16 protein-coding genes are annotated in these 14,540 nt (G+C 68.6%); 14 read left to right on the top strand and 2 right to left on the bottom strand.

Annotation, left to right across the window (positions count from 1 at the left end; genetic code table 11):
* The first annotated feature begins 53 nt into the window (after window positions 1–53).
* From ACO2SS_RS21305 to ACO2SS_RS21285, 5 genes are all read left to right on the top strand, one after another.
* Window positions 54–1,262, top strand: a complete 1,209-nt coding sequence (locus tag ACO2SS_RS21305; RefSeq protein ID WP_423279835.1) for an alpha/beta fold hydrolase — start codon at window positions 54–56, stop codon at window positions 1,260–1,262.
* Between the two features lie 10 nt (window positions 1,263–1,272).
* Window positions 1,273–1,614, top strand: coding sequence for a DMT family transporter (locus ACO2SS_RS21300; RefSeq protein WP_423279834.1), 342 nt, complete (start codon window positions 1,273–1,275; stop codon window positions 1,612–1,614).
* Between the two features lie 79 nt (window positions 1,615–1,693).
* Window positions 1,694–2,575, top strand: a complete 882-nt coding sequence (gene murI / locus ACO2SS_RS21295; RefSeq protein WP_423279833.1) for a glutamate racemase — start codon at window positions 1,694–1,696, stop codon at window positions 2,573–2,575.
* Between the two features lie 173 nt (window positions 2,576–2,748).
* Entirely contained in the window at window positions 2,749–3,366 is a 618-nt protein-coding gene (gene rpsD, locus ACO2SS_RS21290; RefSeq protein WP_423279832.1) for a 30S ribosomal protein S4, read from the top strand.
* Window positions 3,367–3,775: 409 nt separating this feature from the next.
* Window positions 3,776–4,033, top strand: a complete 258-nt coding sequence (locus tag ACO2SS_RS21285) for a hypothetical protein (RefSeq protein WP_423279831.1) — start codon at window positions 3,776–3,778, stop codon at window positions 4,031–4,033.
* Here ACO2SS_RS21285 and ACO2SS_RS21280 read toward each other — a convergent pair.
* Entirely contained in the window at window positions 4,020–4,475 is a 456-nt protein-coding gene (locus tag ACO2SS_RS21280) for an Lrp/AsnC family transcriptional regulator (protein WP_423279830.1), read from the bottom strand. The two genes, ACO2SS_RS21285 and ACO2SS_RS21280, sit on opposite strands and share 14 nt — an antisense overlap.
* Window positions 4,476–4,954: 479 nt before the next feature.
* Between ACO2SS_RS21280 and msuE the strand changes: the two genes are divergently transcribed.
* The 6 genes from msuE (at window position 4,955) to ACO2SS_RS21250 (ending at window position 11,455) form a co-directional block, all read left to right on the top strand.
* A complete protein-coding gene (msuE, locus tag ACO2SS_RS21275) occupies window positions 4,955–5,518 on the top strand; it encodes an FMN reductase (RefSeq protein WP_423279829.1) in 564 nt (187 codons plus the stop codon).
* Window positions 5,519–5,529: 11 nt separating this feature from the next.
* Complete coding sequence (locus ACO2SS_RS21270; protein ID WP_423279828.1) at window positions 5,530–6,480, top strand: sulfonate ABC transporter substrate-binding protein; 951 nt, start codon at window positions 5,530–5,532, stop codon at window positions 6,478–6,480.
* A 35-nt stretch (window positions 6,481–6,515) separates the two neighbouring features.
* Window positions 6,516–7,694, top strand: a complete 1,179-nt coding sequence (gene ssuD / locus ACO2SS_RS21265; protein ID WP_423279827.1) for an FMNH2-dependent alkanesulfonate monooxygenase — start codon at window positions 6,516–6,518, stop codon at window positions 7,692–7,694.
* The gene (ssuC, locus tag ACO2SS_RS21260; protein WP_423279826.1) at window positions 7,691–8,473 is read left to right on the top strand and encodes an aliphatic sulfonate ABC transporter permease SsuC; all 783 of its coding nucleotides are present in this window, start codon (window positions 7,691–7,693) and stop codon (window positions 8,471–8,473) included. Before ssuD ends, ssuC begins: the two co-directional genes overlap by 4 nt.
* 10 nt (window positions 8,474–8,483) lie before the next feature.
* On the top strand, window positions 8,484–9,308 hold the full coding sequence (locus ACO2SS_RS21255) for an ATP-binding cassette domain-containing protein (protein ID WP_423279825.1): 825 nt from the start codon (window positions 8,484–8,486) through the stop codon (window positions 9,306–9,308).
* 173 nt (window positions 9,309–9,481) lie between these two features.
* Window positions 9,482–11,455, top strand: a complete 1,974-nt coding sequence (locus ACO2SS_RS21250) for an HWE histidine kinase domain-containing protein (RefSeq protein WP_423279824.1) — start codon at window positions 9,482–9,484, stop codon at window positions 11,453–11,455.
* A gap of 11 nt (window positions 11,456–11,466) precedes the next feature.
* Here ACO2SS_RS21250 and ACO2SS_RS21245 read toward each other — a convergent pair whose 3' ends face one another.
* Window positions 11,467–11,634 carry a hypothetical protein gene (locus ACO2SS_RS21245; RefSeq protein WP_423279823.1) on the bottom strand — a complete coding sequence of 56 codons (168 nt, stop codon included), beginning with the start codon at window positions 11,632–11,634 and terminating at the stop codon, window positions 11,467–11,469.
* Window positions 11,635–11,900: 266 nt separating this feature from the next.
* On the opposite strand from ACO2SS_RS21245, the gene ACO2SS_RS21240 reads away from it, so the two are divergent.
* The 3 genes from ACO2SS_RS21240 to ACO2SS_RS21230 are packed head-to-tail and all read left to right on the top strand — an operon-like array spanning window position 11,901 to window position 14,540.
* Window positions 11,901–12,950: an ABC transporter substrate-binding protein gene (locus tag ACO2SS_RS21240; RefSeq protein ID WP_423279822.1), complete on the top strand. Its 1,050-nt coding sequence runs from the start codon at window positions 11,901–11,903 to the stop codon at window positions 12,948–12,950.
* Between the two features lie 13 nt (window positions 12,951–12,963).
* Window positions 12,964–13,758 (top strand): ABC transporter ATP-binding protein, encoded by a 795-nt coding sequence (locus tag ACO2SS_RS21235; RefSeq protein ID WP_423279821.1) that lies wholly within the window; start codon window positions 12,964–12,966, stop codon window positions 13,756–13,758.
* Window positions 13,755–14,540: an ABC transporter permease gene (locus ACO2SS_RS21230; RefSeq protein WP_423279820.1), complete on the top strand. Its 786-nt coding sequence runs from the start codon at window positions 13,755–13,757 to the stop codon at window positions 14,538–14,540. Before ACO2SS_RS21235 ends, ACO2SS_RS21230 begins: the two co-directional genes overlap by 4 nt.

Below are 14,540 nucleotides of genomic sequence, written 5' to 3'. Positions count from 1 at the left end.
GACAATCTCTGTTAAAGAGGGCGCCTCCCGTCGACGGACCCATCGCCTCTCGAATGCAAACGCGTTTCGCCATCGGTCTCGCTGCGCTCCTGGCGCTGTCAGGCCCTGCCCTTGCGGCAAACCCGCCGCCTCAGCCGAAGGCCGGAATGCCGGGCGGGGCCAACAACCCCGATGCGGAGGTCGTGAAGCGCTCGGTCGGGCGAGCGAGCGCGGTCACCTATGTGTTCCACCTCGCCAAGGAGCCGGAGCAGCCGCGGCCGGTGGTCGTGTTCCTGCACGGCTGGGGCGCCGTGAACCCCTCCGTCTATGGCGGCTGGATCGATCACCTCGTCCGCCGGGGCTATCTCGTGCTCTATCCGGCGTTCCAGACGGTCGGGCGGACGCGCCCGCCCGACGCGACCAAGAATGCGACGGCTCTCGTCAAGGACGCGCTGGCGGCCTTGGAGAACGATCCCAAGGCGAAGCCGGACCTCTCCAAGCTCGCCTATCTCGGCCATTCGGCCGGCGGCGGCGTCGCCGTGAACCTCGCGGCCGATCCCGCCGCGGCCGGGCTGCCGGTGCCGAAGCTCGTCTTCATCACCATGGTCGGGGGGATCGCGTCCGACGAGAAGTCGCGGGGCATCCAGCTCGCGGACCTGTCCAAGGTGGATCCGCAGACCTCGATCGTCGCCATGATCGGCGACCGCGAGTTCCAGGCGAGCGACCGCGCCTCGCGCCGCATCCTGCGCCAGGCATCCGAGGTTCCGCAGACCAAGAAGCTGTTCATGCGGGTCGCCTCCGACGACCATGGATTCCCGAGCCTGTCGGCGACGCTCGCGAGCCCCGGCTCGCCCATGTCCGCCTATGATTCCGCCGGCATCAAGGTCGAGCCCGATCCGCCCGTGGATCCGCGGGCGCCGCGGGTGCCGCAGCCGAAATGGTCCGCCGACATGGTCCTGTCGGGCGAGCAGCACGTCCTCCTCGCCCAGCTCGGCCGCAACCCGATCGACACGCTCGACCATCTCGCCTTCTGGAAGACCTTCGACATGGCGGCGGATACGGCCTTCAACGGGTCGGGCGACCTCGCCGCCCTGCGCAACGATCCGGCCTTCCTGGACATGCAGCGCTGGAGCGACACCTGGCCGATCCGGCGTCTGCATGCGGAGCATCCCCGCCCGGTGGACGCCACCGCGACGGCTCCGGTCGTCCGGGCCGCGCCGGCGCCGACGAAGATGCCCGTGACCCGGCAGCGCAAGCGCGAGCGCGACCGCGACCGCCGCTGAGGGTTCGGGGATGTCCGGATGGAGCGCCGCGGCGCTCGCGTTCGCGATCGTGTGCGAGGTCGTCGGCACGACGGCGCTCGCCGCGTCCCACGGCTTCACGCGCCTGGTGCCGTCCGTCGTCTGCGCGGGCTCCTATGCGCTCGCCTTCTATGCGCTCTCGATCGCCCTCAAGGGCATGCCCGTCGGCATCGCCTACGCGATCTGGGCAGGGATCGGCATCGTCCTCATCTCGCTCGCCGGCTGGATCGGCTTCGGCCAACGGCTCGATGCCCCGGCCATCGCGGGCATCGGGCTGATCGTCGCGGGCGTGCTCGTGATCAACCTTCTCTCGGCGAGCGCGCGGCTCCATTGAAGCGATTGCTCGCATTCGTTGCGTCCTGTTAACCGGGCGGGCCTAGGCTCCCGGAGCTTGTCTTCGGCTGTCTCCCGCCATGTTCGCCGACCTCCTCGCCGGAACCTCGCAAACGCCGATCACCGTGCCGAGCCGCATTCCCTCCATTCTCGCCTTCGATTCCGGGCTCGGCGGGCTGACGGTCTTCTCCGAGCTCGTCAGGGCCTGGCCGGACGCGGACTTCGTCTACGCGGCCGACGATGCCGGCTTTCCGTACGGCCGGCTGCCTGAGAGCGAGCTGACGGCTCGCGTGCTGGCCGTGATGGACCGCCTCGTCGCGGTCCACCGGCCCGATCTCGTGGTCATCGCCTGCAACACGGCCTCGACGCTCGTCCTGCCGCATCTTCGGCGGCGGTTCGACATGCCCTTCATCGGTACCGTGCCGGCCATCAAGCCGGCCGCGTCCGCGTCCCGGTCCGGCCGCATCGCGATCCTGGCGACGCCCGCCACCGTGGCGCGGGACTACACGCGCGGGCTGGTCGAGGCCTATGCCGCGCAATGCCGGGTGGAGCTGGTCGGCTCGCGCCGCCTTGCGGGTTTTGCGGAAGCCGAGCTGCGCGGACATCCCGTGTCGGACGAGGAGCTCATGGCCGAGCTCGCGCCCTGCTTCGTCGAGGACGAGTCCGGGCGGACGGACGTGGTCGTGCTGGCCTGCACGCATTACCCGCTGCTTCTCGAGCGCTTCCGGCGCCTCGCCCCTTGGCCGGTGACCTGGATCGACCCCGCCCCTGCGATCGCGCGGCGCATGCGCGACGTCCTGCATCGGCCGGCTGCGCACGAGACCGTGCCCGAGGATCATGGCGGCCGCCTCGCGATCTTCACGGGCGGGGAGGGGCTCGACCCGCCGCTCCGGGCCGCGCTCGCCGCCCGCGGGCTCGGGCAGGTCGTGGTCGATCCCATCCCGCTCGTCGCGGGACATTGACTTGAGCGCCCAAACGGCTAGATAGGCCCGGTTCGCGCGGTCCCACTGGACCGCGCGTGCTTTTTTGCGCACCCGAGACCCGGCAAAGCCGGATCTGTCGTCCCCCCGGCCTGAAGGCCGGCCAGGGAAGAGGAGGGCGCGTTCAAACAGCGAACGCGACAGAAGGACACGAGATGTCGAAGCGAGTTACGGCGAAGCACAAGCTCGATCGCCGCATGGGCCAGAACATCTGGGGCCGCCCGAAGAGCCCCGTCAATCGCCGCGAATACGGCCCCGGCCAGCACGGACAGCGCCGCAAGGGCAAGATGTCCGACTTCGGCACGCAGCTGCGCGCCAAGCAGAAGCTGAAGGGCTACTACGCCAACATCACCGAGAAGCAGTTCCGCCGCTATTACGGCGAGGCGATCCGGATGAAGGGCGACTCGGGCGAGAACCTGATCGGCCTCCTGGAGCGCCGCCTGGACGCGGTCGTCTACCGCTCCAAGTTCGTGCCGACCCCCTTCGCCGCGCGCCAGTTCGTGAACCACGGCCACGTGAAGGTGAATGGCCGCCGCGTGAACATCCCGAGCTTCCTCGTGAAGGCCGGCGACGTGGTCGAGGTGAAGGACGCCTCCAAGCAGCTCGAGATCGTCGTCGTGGCGAGCCAGCTCGCCGAGCGCGACGTGCCCGACTACATCGAGGTCGACCACTCCAAGATGACGGCGCGCCTCACCCGCGTCCCGGGCCTCAGCGAGGTGCCGTACCCGGTCCAGATGGAACCGAACCTGGTCGTCGAGTTCTACTCGCGCTGATCCGGTTCACCCGGCAACGAGATCCGAGGCCGTCCCTTTGGGGCGGCCTTTTTCTTTGGCGCCGTCGGTTGCGCGCCTTGCGAAGCGAGGTTGCGTTCTACTCTGAAGGCGTAGACAGTGACGCTATCGCTGGCATTCCGAAACGTAGGCGCCGGCGGCTGAGAGAGGCGTGTGCTCCCGCTTACAGCGACCCGGAGCACATCCATGTCCTTCCGTGAAAGGCGCGAGAGCCTTCCTGCTTCCGATACCCGCATCATCGAACACTCGAGAGAAGTGATCCGGCGCTCCTATGAGCTGCTCGCAGAGTCCCGGGCCCGCGTCGGCGTGTCTCCGGGGAGCCGGGCAACCCGGGAAGGACAGCGGGAGTGGGGCGGGCAGGCTAACCAGCGCATCGAGGCGATGGATCGGAATGGCTCCTGACTATCGGCCGTTCGCGCCGACCATCGATGATTATCAGACGCTGGAGCGGTTCAAGCGGGCGATCAACCTGTCGCACGAGCTGCTTGCCGCGACCGTGGCGCATCGAGACTACCTGGCTCACGCCTCCACGATCGCAATCCTGTCCACGTTGCAGCCCGCGCCTGCATCCGACGCCGAGATCGAGCGGGATTGGGCCGAACTTGCCGCTGATGTCTGGCAGGGCGGACCGGGCGCTATCGCGCGATGACGTAGGCGGTCTCCGACTTGATGCGCTCCATGGCGAAACGGGAGGTGACGCTCTTCAGCGCCACCGTCCCGATGAGGCGCTTGTAGAACGCATCGTAGGCGGCCATGTCGGACACCACCACGCGCAGCATGTAGTCGACGTCGCCCGCCATCCGGTAGAATTCCATGACCTCGGGCATGGCCGCGACCTTCTCGGCGAAGTTCGACAACCACTCCTCCGAGTGGTCCGGGGCCTGGATCGACACGAAGACCGTGATGCCGAGTCCGATCTTCTCCGGGTTCACGAGCGCCACGCGCTTCTCGATCACGCCGGTCTGTTCGAGCCGGCGGATACGCTTCCAGCACGGCGTCTGCGACAGTCCGACCTTGTCCGCGATCGTCGCGATCGGCACGTTCGCGTCTGCCTGCAGGATGCGCAGGATGTCACGATCGATCCGGTCCATGTGACCTCGTGAGCGCCCCGGAACGGGTCGGCGCCTTCTCCTGCGATTTAGCCTTGTCGCTCTGAGCCTGCAAGCAAGCGTTCTTTCTGTAGAACGAGCCCTGGGAGAAGTTTGTTCTCCATCCTGAGCGCGTTCGACGAGATCCGCCGCAGGGCGGGATGGTCTCCAGGTCCGGTTTGACGAACGATCCGCTGCCCGGTGCGGGCGCGGAAACGAGGGGAATGCGCCCGGTCACCGCCGTGAGCTTGCAGCAATATCTTCTCTGAGCCCCTCGCCGACATAGATCGTTCACTCTGCCTGAGGTGCAATAAAGCCTGTTTATACTCGTTGACTTGCGGGGGATGAAGACGAACATTTTGGAGCAAGCGCGGCAGAGATGTTGCTGTGAAGTCGATCGATCCGATCGATGAGCGAAGAAGATGACGATCTGTGCTCGCTTCAGTTTGGCGAGTCATGCGCGCCATCGAACGGATGCCTGGATGCACATGGTTCGTCTGGTTGGAATAGCGGGCAATACGCGGCGGCCGTCACGAACGCGTGCTCTCGTCGAGCGGATCGGGCGCGAGGTTGCGCGCCAGCACCCGGCGCGTTTCGAGTTGCACGACCTCGTGGATGCCGGGCCGGGTCTCGGGGCGTTCTCGCGGCAGGATCTTCCCGATCGGGCGAGGGCCATCCTCGAGGCGATCGAGAACGCCGATGCCCTCGTGATCGGGAGCCCGGTCTTCAAGGGCTCCTATTCCGGCCTCTTCAAGCACCTGTTCGACTTCGTCGGGGCCGAGGCCCTCGCCGGGGTGCCGGTGATCCTGGCCGCGACCGGGGGCGGCAGGCGCCACGCGCTCGTCGTCGAGCACCAGCTGCGCCCGTTGTTCGGCTTCTTCTCGGCCCTCACGGTCCCCACCGCGATCTACGCCAGCGACGAGGATTTTCGCGATGGCGAGCTGTCCGATCCCGTCACCCTCGCGCGGGTCAGCCAGGCGGCGGACGAACTCGCCAGGCTCGCCCGACCCGTTCCGCCCAACGCGGCCCTGACCCGAGCCGCCTGAGAGATCAGACCATGCTGAACCGTCGAACCGCCCTTGCCGGCCTGCTCGCAGCCCCGGCGCTCGTCTCCGCCTCGCGTTCCCGGGCCGCGAACGCCCCGTCCGAGTTTCGGATCGGCTACCAGAAGAGCGGCGTCCTGGTCGTGGCCCGCCAGCAGGGCACGATCGAGGCGCGCCTCAAGGCCCTCGGCGTGCCGAGCGTGAAGTGGGTCGAGTTCCAGTACGGGCCGCCCATGATGGAGGCGCTCGGCCTCGGCTCGATCGATTTCGGACAGGTCGGCGACACGCCGCCGATCTTCGCCCAGGTGGCCGGCGGAAAGGTCGTCTACGCGGCCGCGACGCCGGCCTCGCAATCCGCCATCCTTCTGCCGCAGGACAGCCCGATCCGCACGCTCGCGGACCTGAAGGGCAAGAAACTCGCCTTCGCGCGCGGTTCCAGCTCGCACAACTTCGTCGTCCAGGCGCTCGCGAAGGCGGGCCTCGCGCCATCCGACGTGCAGCAGACCTTCCTCAGCCCGGCCGATGCCGTCGCCGCCTTCTCGCGCGGAAGCGTGGACGCCTGGGCCGTCTGGGACCCGTATTTCGCCATCGCGGAGAGGCGCCACAACGCCCGCATCCTCACGACGACCGAGGGGATCCTCGATTCGTATTCCTTCTACCTGGCCAATCGCGACTTCGCGGCCCGGCATCCCGAGGTGCTGAAGGCGGCGATCGCCGGGCTCGGCGAGACCACGGCCTGGGCTGCCCAGAACCGGGACAAGCTCGCCGCCGCGCTCTCGGAAGAGACCCGGGTCGAACTGGACCTGCAGAAGGCGTCCGTCGACCGCCAGAAGATCGAGATCGGCCCGATCACCGATGCCGTGGTCCAGAGCCAGCAGACCATCGCGGACAGCTTCCACAAGCTCGGCATCGTGCCGCGCCACGTGACCGTGCGCGACATCGTCTGGACCGCCCCGCAGAGCTGACCGGCACAGGATCACAGGACGACAGGAGACATCCCATGAGCGTGACGGCTCTCCGGCGCGGCGGCGCCGACCCGATCAGTTTCTTCTGGTTCATCCCGACGCATGGCGACGGCTCGTATCTCGGGTCCGAGCGGCAGCAGCGGCCGGCCGAGTTCCCGTATTTCAAGCAGATCGCCCAGGCGGTCGACCAGCTCGGCTACGAGGGGGTGCTGCTTCCCACCGGGCAGAGCTGCGAGGATTCCTGGATCACCGCGACGGGTCTCGCGACCGTCACGGAGCGGCTGAAGTTCCTCGTCGCACTGCGCCCCGGCGTCGTGACGCCGAGCTTCGCCGCGCGGCAGACGGCGGCGCTCGACCGCCTCTCGAACGGGCGACTGCTCCTGAACGTCGTGGTCGGAGGCAATCCCGTCGAACTCGCCGGTGACGGCGTGTTCCTGCCCCACGACGAGCGCTACCTGCAGGCCGACGAGTTCCTGACCATCTGGCGCCGGCTCCTCTCCGGCGAGAATGTCGACTTCGACGGCAAGTACTACCGGGTCCAGGGCGGCCGGCTCGACTTTCCGCCCGTCCAGGCGCCGCACCCGCCGCTCTGGTTCGGGGGCTCCTCCGATGCCGGCCAGGCGATCGCGGCCGAGCATGTCGACACCTACCTCACCTGGGGCGAGCCGGTCGCGGGTGTCGCCGAGAAGGTGGAGCGCGCGCGGCAGAAGGCGGCCTCGCGCGGCCGCAAGCTGCGCTTCGGCATCCGGCTCCACTTCATCGTCCGCGAGACGGAGGAGGAGGCCTGGGCGGCCGCGGACCGGCTGATCAGCCGGATCAGCGATGCCCAGATCGAGGCGGCCCAGAAACGCTTCGCCGAGCAGATGGATTCGGTCGGGCAGAAGCGGATGGCGGAGCTGCATGGTGGCCGCCGCGACAAGCTCGTCGTAGGCCCGAATCTCTGGGCCGGCGTCGGCCTCGTCCGCACCGGGGCCGGCACCGCGCTCGTCGGCACGCCCGAGCAGGTGGCGGAGCGCCTGCGCGAGTACCAGGCGGTTGGCATCGATACCGTGATCGGCTCGGGCTACCCGCATCTCGAGGAGGCCTACCGGGTCGCCGAACTGCTGTTTCCCGAACTCGGGATCGAGAACCGCCTGCGCCGGCTCGGCGCCGCGGTGGCGAACGAGTTCACGGTCGGCCAGCATGGCCGGGCAAGGGTCGCGGCGGCATCGTGAAAACCCTCAAGCCTTTCATCTCGGGCAGCGCGATCGGCTGGCTCCTGCCCGTCGCGCTCATCCTCGTGTGGGAAGCCGCCTCCCGGCTCGGCGGCATTCCGCCGAACGTGCTGCCGGCCCCGTCCGACGTCGTCGCGGCGGCGGTCAAGCTCGGCCGCTCGGGCGAACTCGCGCAGAACATCTGGGTCTCGACGCTCCGCGCCGTCTCCGGCTTCCTGGTGGGGGGCGGAATCGGGCTCGCGCTCGGCCTGGCGAACGGCTTGTCGAGCCTGTCCGAGAAGCTGACCGACACCACGTTGCAGATGATCCGCAACGTCCCGCACCTCGCCATGATCCCGCTCGTCATTCTCTGGTTCGGGATCGACGAGGAGGCGAAGCTCTTCCTGGTCGCGCTCGGGGTGTTCTTCCCGATCTACATCAACACCCTCCATGGGATCCGGGGCGTCGATCCGCAGCTCGTGGAAATGGGCCGCGTCTACGGCATGTCGCCCTCGCGCCTCTTCTGGAAGGTGATCCTGCCCGGCGCGCTGCCGTCCATCTTCGTCGGCCTGCGCTATGCCCTCGGCATCATGTGGCTCACGCTCATCGTGGCGGAGACGATCTCGGCCTCCTCGGGCATCGGCTACATGGCCATGCAGGCGCGCGAGTTCCTGCTGGTCGACGTCGTGGTGCTGTCCATCGTCATCTACGCGCTGCTCGGGAAGCTCGCCGACACGATCGCCCGGGTGCTGGAGCGCCTCTCCCTGCAATGGCACCCGGCCTTCCAGGCCAAATCGTGAGGATCTGCGGATGTTCGCTCAAGCTCTGCGGCGGCAGGCCGACCTTCCGGCCGATGCCGGCCTCCGCACCGCTCCCGGCCGCGCCGCCGGCCCGGCAGGAGGGCTGCCGATCACGGTCCGGGGCCTGGAGAAGTCCTTCGGACCGAAGCGGGTGCTGTCTGGGCTCGATCTCCACATCCCGGCCGGGCAGTTCGTGGCCATCGTCGGCAAGTCGGGATGCGGCAAGTCCACCTTGCTGCGTCTCCTCGTCGACCTCGACGAGCCCACGGCCGGAACGATCCGCGTCGGCGAGGAGAGTGCCCCTCGCAGGGCCGCCCGCCTCATGTTCCAAGAGCCCCGGCTCCTGCCCTGGGGGCGCGTGCTCGCCAATGTCGAGGTCGGGCTCGACCCCTCCGTTCCGGCCGCGACCCGGCGCGAGAGGGCCCTGGCGGCGCTCGATGCCGTGGGGCTCGCGGATCGCGCCGGCGAATGGCCCTCCGTCCTGTCCGGCGGGCAGAAACAGCGGGTGGCGCTCGCCCGCGCGCTCGTGAGCCAGCCGCGGTTCCTGGCGCTCGACGAGCCGCTCGGCGCGCTCGATGCCCTCACGCGGATCGAGATGCAGGGGCTCATCGAGCAGATCTGGCGCGAGCAGCGCTTCTCCGCCGTCCTGGTGACGCACGACGTGGGCGAGGCGGTCGCGATGGCGGATCGCATCCTGGTCATCGATGCAGGCCGCATCGCGCTCGACCTTCCCGTGGACGTCCCCCGGCCGCGCCGCCGCGGAGACCCGGACCTCGCAGCCCTGGAGGGCCGCATCATCGAGCACCTCTTCAACGACCAGGGCGCCGGCATCTGACACCCCGTCGGCACGGCGCCGGAACGCTGGAACAGCTTTGTACGTTACGAGACTGAGGGAGAGGCGTTCTCCCTCGCGATCTTGTAATTTCGTAACCCTTGGTCGCTCCCGTACTTGGAACCTGTGCAGAGGCAGGGCAGTGCTCTGCCGTGGGATCATCGAACGATCAGGGTATGTCGGCGAAGCTGCGGCAGCTCGAGGACACGGACCGGCCGCAGGCGCCTGAGGAGGCACAGGCCGACCTTGGCGGTCGGAACTGGTCGGAACTCCCCCTGGGGGAGCCCGGGACATGGCCCGCCTCCCTTCGCACGATCGTCGACCTGATGATCCACTCCCGCTTCCCCATGTTCCTCGCCTGGGGGCCGGAGCTCGCCTTCCTCTACAACGATGCCTACCGGCCCATTCTGGGGACGAAGCATCCCGACGCGATGGGCCGGCCGTTCCGGGACGTGTGGCCGGAGATCTGGGACGACATCTCGCCCCTCGTCGAGGCGGCGCTGAAGGGCGAGGCGACCTGGTCGGAGGACCTGCCCCTCGTGATGCTCCGCAAGGGCTATCCGGAGCAGACCTACTACACCTTCTCCTATTCGCCCGTTCGGGACGAGAGCGGCCAGGTCGCGGGCATGTTCTGCGCCTGCACGGAGACGACGAGCGAGGTGTTCAACGAGCGCCGCGCCAGCTTCCGGATCGCGCTGGACGATGCGCTCCGGTCGATCACGGATCCCATCGAGATCACGCGGACGGCGGCCGAAGCTCTCGGCCGGGAACTCCGGGCCTCCCGCGTCGGCTACGGCGAGATCATCGAGGGCGGGGCCGTGCTCGCAGTCGAGCGGGATTGGGTCGGCAATTCCGACGTCGCCAGCCTCGCCGGCGAGACGCGCGTCCTGGATTCCCTCGGCCCCGATCTGGCGGCCGTTGTGCGGGCTGGCCAGACGGTCGTCGTCGAGGATTGCCGCTCGGACCCGCGCGTTCCCGGCGAGAGCGCCTGGGCGAACTGGGACAGCATCGGCTGCCGCTCCCTCATCGCGGTTCCGCTCTATCGCGACGAGGATCTCGCGGCCCTCCTGTTCGTCCATGAGCCGGGGCCGCGCCGCTGGACGGCGTTCGATGTCGGGCTGACGGAGGACGTCGCCCGACGGACCTGGGATGCCGTCGTCCGCGCCCGGGCGGAAGCCGCCCTCCGGGAGAGCGAGGCGCGTTTCCGGCACATGGCCGACAGCGCCCCGGCCCTGATCTGGATGACGGACGAGCGGGGCAAGGTGACCTTCGCCAACCTCCATTTCGACCACGTGCTCGGCCGTCCCAACCGGGCGATGCATGGCGACGGCTGGATGAACGTCGTCGATCCCGCGGATCTCGAGCGGTTCCGCGCGATCATGCGCGACGCCTTCCACAAGCAGGCCCAGTTCAGGGCCGAGGTGCGCGTGGTGGCCCGCGGAGGCAATGTGCGCTGGCTGCGCTGTGAAGGCGTCCCGCGCACGTCGGACAGCCACGCCTTCCTGGGCTACACGGGCTGCGCCGTCGACATCACGGACGTGAAGCGCGCCGAGGAGCACCAGACGCTCCTCATCCACGAGCTCAACCACCGCGTGAAGAACACGCTCGCCACCGTCCAGTCCGTCGCCGGGCAGACGATGCGGAATGCCGGATCGCTCGAGGCTGCCCGGGAATCCTTCGAAAGCCGGCTGCTGGCGCTGTCGCGCGCGCACGACGTCCTGACGCGGGAGAACTGGGACGGCGCCAGCCTGCACGAGATCGTCGCTCAGGCGCTCGAGCCGTACCGGGCCCATGGTGCCGACCGCTTCGTCCAGCGCGGTCCCGAGGTGCGCCTCATTCCCCGCACGGCGCTCGCCGTCGCCATGGCGCTGCAGGAGCTGGCGACCAATGCCGTGAAGTACGGCGCCCTCAGCAATCACACCGGGTCGATCACCGTGGAGTGGCGCGTCGATCCAGCCTCGCCTTCGCCCCGCCTCCATCTGCGCTGGGAGGAAAGCGGCGGGCCGGACGTGAAGCCGCCCTCCCGGCGCGGCTTCGGCACGCGCCTGATCGAACGGAGCCTGGCTCAGGAGCTGGAGGGAGACGTGAAAGTGGCCTTCCGGCAGACGGGCGTGGTCTGCACGATCGATGCCCCGCTGCCGACCGGGTGAGCGGGCGGGCCCTACTTCTCCAGGACGTCCGCGATCTGCTTGAGCTTCCGGCTCGCATCCTCCAGCTCGTAGAGCGCGATGGAGCGTGTCCCCGCCTTGATGGCCCGGTGGCAATCGTCGAGCTGTGCCTTCACGATCTTCCGGATCTCGGCCGCTGCGAGCTGGGCCTTCTTCTGCACGCGAGTACCTCCGACACGGGCGCGTTCCGACGTCCCGAACGTGATGAACGAAGGGTTGCTACGGCTCGGTTAATGCCTCGCTTCGGGGCTGCCCGGTGCCGGCCTGCCGCGCGAGGCCGGCCGCGCGGAAGGTTGCCGCGGGACAACCGCCGCGCCCTCGCGCGCGACCTCTTCTGGTCCGGCACGTCTTCTGCTTACATCCGGGCGAGGGCCCGCCAAGAAGGCCCTCGGGTGGCCGGCCCGCGCCGGCCCTGACAGGGCGTCCGATGATCGAAGCTTCACCCCATCCCCGCCGGCCGCGCGGCGCCCGGTTCCTGGCCGCGTGCCTCGGCGCCGCTCTCACGGCCCTGGCCGGCGCCGCGCAGGCGCAGACGCCCGTCAGGCTGTCGCTGGACTGGCGGTGGGAAGGACCGGCCGCGCCCTTCGCGGTCGCTCTCGACAAGGGCTACTTCAAGGCGGAGGGCCTGGACGTCACGATCGACCCGGCCGCGGGCTCGCGCGAGCCGATCTCCCGCGTCGCCTCGGGCACCTACGATGCCGGCTTCGGCGACATCAATTCGCTGGTCAAGTTCCGCGACGAGAATCCCGGGACGGACCTGAAGGCCGTCATGATCCTCTATGACCGGCCGCCCTTCGCGATCATCGGCCGGAAGAGCCGCGGCATCACGCCGGATCTCGCGAGCCTCAAGGGCAAGAAGTTCGGCGCGCCCGCCGCGGACGGGGCCTATGCCCAATGGCCGATCCTCAAGGCCGTCAACAAGATCGACGATGCCGGCATGCGGTTCGAGAATGTCGGCTTCCCGGTGCGCGAGCCGCTTCTCGCGCAGGGCGAGGTCGACGCCGTGTTCGGCTTCTCCATGTCGTCCTACATCAACCTGAAGTCGCGCGGCGTTCCGGCCGACGACATCGTCGTCCTGCTCATGTCCGACCACGGGGTGGAGCTCTACGGCAACGCCATCATGGTCTCGCCGAAATTCGCGGCCGAGAAGCCGGAGGCCGTGAAGGGCCTGCTCCGCGCCATCGCCAAGGGCACACGCGACACCGTCGCCAATCCGAGCGCGGCCGTTGACAGCGTGATCAAGCGCAACGACGTCGCCAAGAAGGATGTCGAGCTCGAGCGGCTGAAGATGATCCTCGACCAGAACATCCTGACGCCCTGGGTGAAGGCGAACGGCATCGGCGGCATCGACAAGGCGCGGTTCGAGCGCGCGCTCGATCAGATCGGCCTGACCTTCACGTACAAGAACAAGCCGAAGCCCGAGGACGTCTTCAACGACGCGTTCCTGCCTCCGCCGGCGGACAGGAAGGTGATGTGACGGCACCACGAAGGTGACCCCCTTCATCGAGATCCGGGACGTCACGCATGTCTATGGCGGGGCGCCCGGCGGAAGTCCTGCCGTGCAGGACCTGAACCTCGCGGTCCGCGAAGGCGAGTTCGCGGCCGTGGTCGGCCCGTCCGGCTGCGGCAAGTCCACCCTGATGAAGCTCGCCACGGGGCTGCAATTCCCGCGCACGGGTACGACGATCGTGGCCGGGCAGGAGGTCCGCGCGCCCGTGAAGCTCGCCGGAATGGCGTTCCAGAATCCCACCATGCTGCCCTGGCGGACGACGCTCGACAACCTGCTGCTCCCGCTCGAGATCGTCGAGCCGCACCGCTCCCGCATCCGCCGGCACAAGGCCGAATATGTCGAGAAGGCCGAACGGCTGCTCGCGCAGGTGGGCCTCGCCGGGCAGGGGGCCAAGTATCCCTGGGAACTCTCCGGCGGGATGCAGCAGCGCGCTTCGCTCTGCCGGGCGCTGATCCACGAGCCGAAGCTCCTGATGCTGGACGAGCCCTTCGGGGCGCTCGACGCCTTCACGCGCGAGGAGCTCTGGTGCGTGATCCGCGACCTCCACGCCGAGCAGCGCTTCACGGTCGTGCTCGTCACCCATGACCTGCGCGAGGCCGTGTTCCTGGCGGACAGGATCTTCTGCATGAGCGCGAGGCCCGGCCGGATCGTCACCGAGCGGGAGGTCGACATTCCCCGTCCGCGGGACCTCGAAGTGACCTATACGCCCGCCTTCTCCGAGATCGTCCACGAGCTCCGGGCGCATATCGCCCAGGCCCGGATGGCCGCCGCGTGAGGAAAGCTGCCCTCTCACGCTCCGACGCCACCCTCGCGCTCGCGCCGTGGCTGTTCACGCTCGGCTTCTTCGTCCTGTGGGAGCTGGCGTGCCGCCTCTTCGGCATCTCGGCCTTCGTCCTCCCGGCGCCGAGCACGATCCTGTCGGCCGTCTGGGAATACCGGAGCCAGCTCGCCTTCCACGCCGCGCACACGCTCTGGATGACGCTGGCCGGCTTCCTCCTGGCGACCGGCGCGGGCCTCCTGCTCGGCATGCTGTTCGGCGCCTCACGCCTCATCAATGCCGGGACCTACCCGCTGCTCGTCGGCTTCAATTCGATCCCGAAGGTCGCCGTGGTGCCGATCCTCGTCTTCTGGTTCGGGGTGGGGTGGCTTCCGCCCGTTCTGACTGCCTTCCTGATCTCGTTCTTCCCCATCGTCGTGAACGTCGCGACCGGGATCTCGACCATCGAGCCGGAGACGGAGGATGTGCTGCGGGCGCTCGGCGCCTCGAAGCGGGACATCATCGTGAAGGTCGGCGTGCCGCGCGCGATGCCCTATTTCTTCGGCTCGCTGAAGGTCGCCATCACGCTCGCCTATGTCGGATCCGTCATCGGCGAGCAGAACGCCTCCAACGTCGGTCTCGGAAACCTCTTGACCCGCGCCTCGGCCGCCTTCGAGGTACCGCTCGTCTGGGCGGCCCTGATCGTCCTCGCCGTGATGGGCGTCGTCATGTACGTCGCGACCGTCCTGGTCGAGCGCTCCATGACCGGCTGGGCCCAGCGCTCGCATTTCGCCACATAG

Origin of the sequence: Enterovirga sp. CN4-39 (genome assembly GCF_049446235.1) — a bacterium.
Classification (GTDB): domain Bacteria; phylum Pseudomonadota; class Alphaproteobacteria; order Rhizobiales; family Beijerinckiaceae; genus Enterovirga.
Note: the sequence above shows the minus strand (reverse complement) of the source record. Positions and strands in the feature narration are given on the sequence as shown.

Excerpts from the sequence above, each read along its gene's own strand:
- ACO2SS_RS21305 (WP_423279835.1), top strand. The coding sequence starts at position 54 with ATGCAAACGCGTTTCGCCATCGGTCTCGCTGCGCTCCTGGCGCTGTCA.
- ACO2SS_RS21300 (WP_423279834.1), top strand. The coding sequence starts at position 1,273 with ATGTCCGGATGGAGCGCCGCGGCGCTCGCGTTCGCGATCGTGTGCGAG.
- murI (WP_423279833.1), top strand. The coding sequence starts at position 1,694 with ATGTTCGCCGACCTCCTCGCCGGAACCTCGCAAACGCCGATCACCGTG.
- rpsD (WP_423279832.1), top strand. The coding sequence starts at position 2,749 with ATGTCGAAGCGAGTTACGGCGAAGCACAAGCTCGATCGCCGCATGGGC.
- ACO2SS_RS21285 (WP_423279831.1), top strand. The coding sequence starts at position 3,776 with ATGGCTCCTGACTATCGGCCGTTCGCGCCGACCATCGATGATTATCAG.
- ACO2SS_RS21280 (WP_423279830.1), bottom strand. The coding sequence starts at position 4,475 with ATGGACCGGATCGATCGTGACATCCTGCGCATCCTGCAGGCAGACGCG.
- msuE (WP_423279829.1), top strand. The coding sequence starts at position 4,955 with ATGCACATGGTTCGTCTGGTTGGAATAGCGGGCAATACGCGGCGGCCG.
- ACO2SS_RS21270 (WP_423279828.1), top strand. The coding sequence starts at position 5,530 with ATGCTGAACCGTCGAACCGCCCTTGCCGGCCTGCTCGCAGCCCCGGCG.
- ssuD (WP_423279827.1), top strand. The coding sequence starts at position 6,516 with ATGAGCGTGACGGCTCTCCGGCGCGGCGGCGCCGACCCGATCAGTTTC.
- ACO2SS_RS21255 (WP_423279825.1), top strand. The coding sequence starts at position 8,484 with ATGTTCGCTCAAGCTCTGCGGCGGCAGGCCGACCTTCCGGCCGATGCC.
- ACO2SS_RS21250 (WP_423279824.1), top strand. The coding sequence starts at position 9,482 with ATGTCGGCGAAGCTGCGGCAGCTCGAGGACACGGACCGGCCGCAGGCG.
- ACO2SS_RS21240 (WP_423279822.1), top strand. The coding sequence starts at position 11,901 with ATGATCGAAGCTTCACCCCATCCCCGCCGGCCGCGCGGCGCCCGGTTC.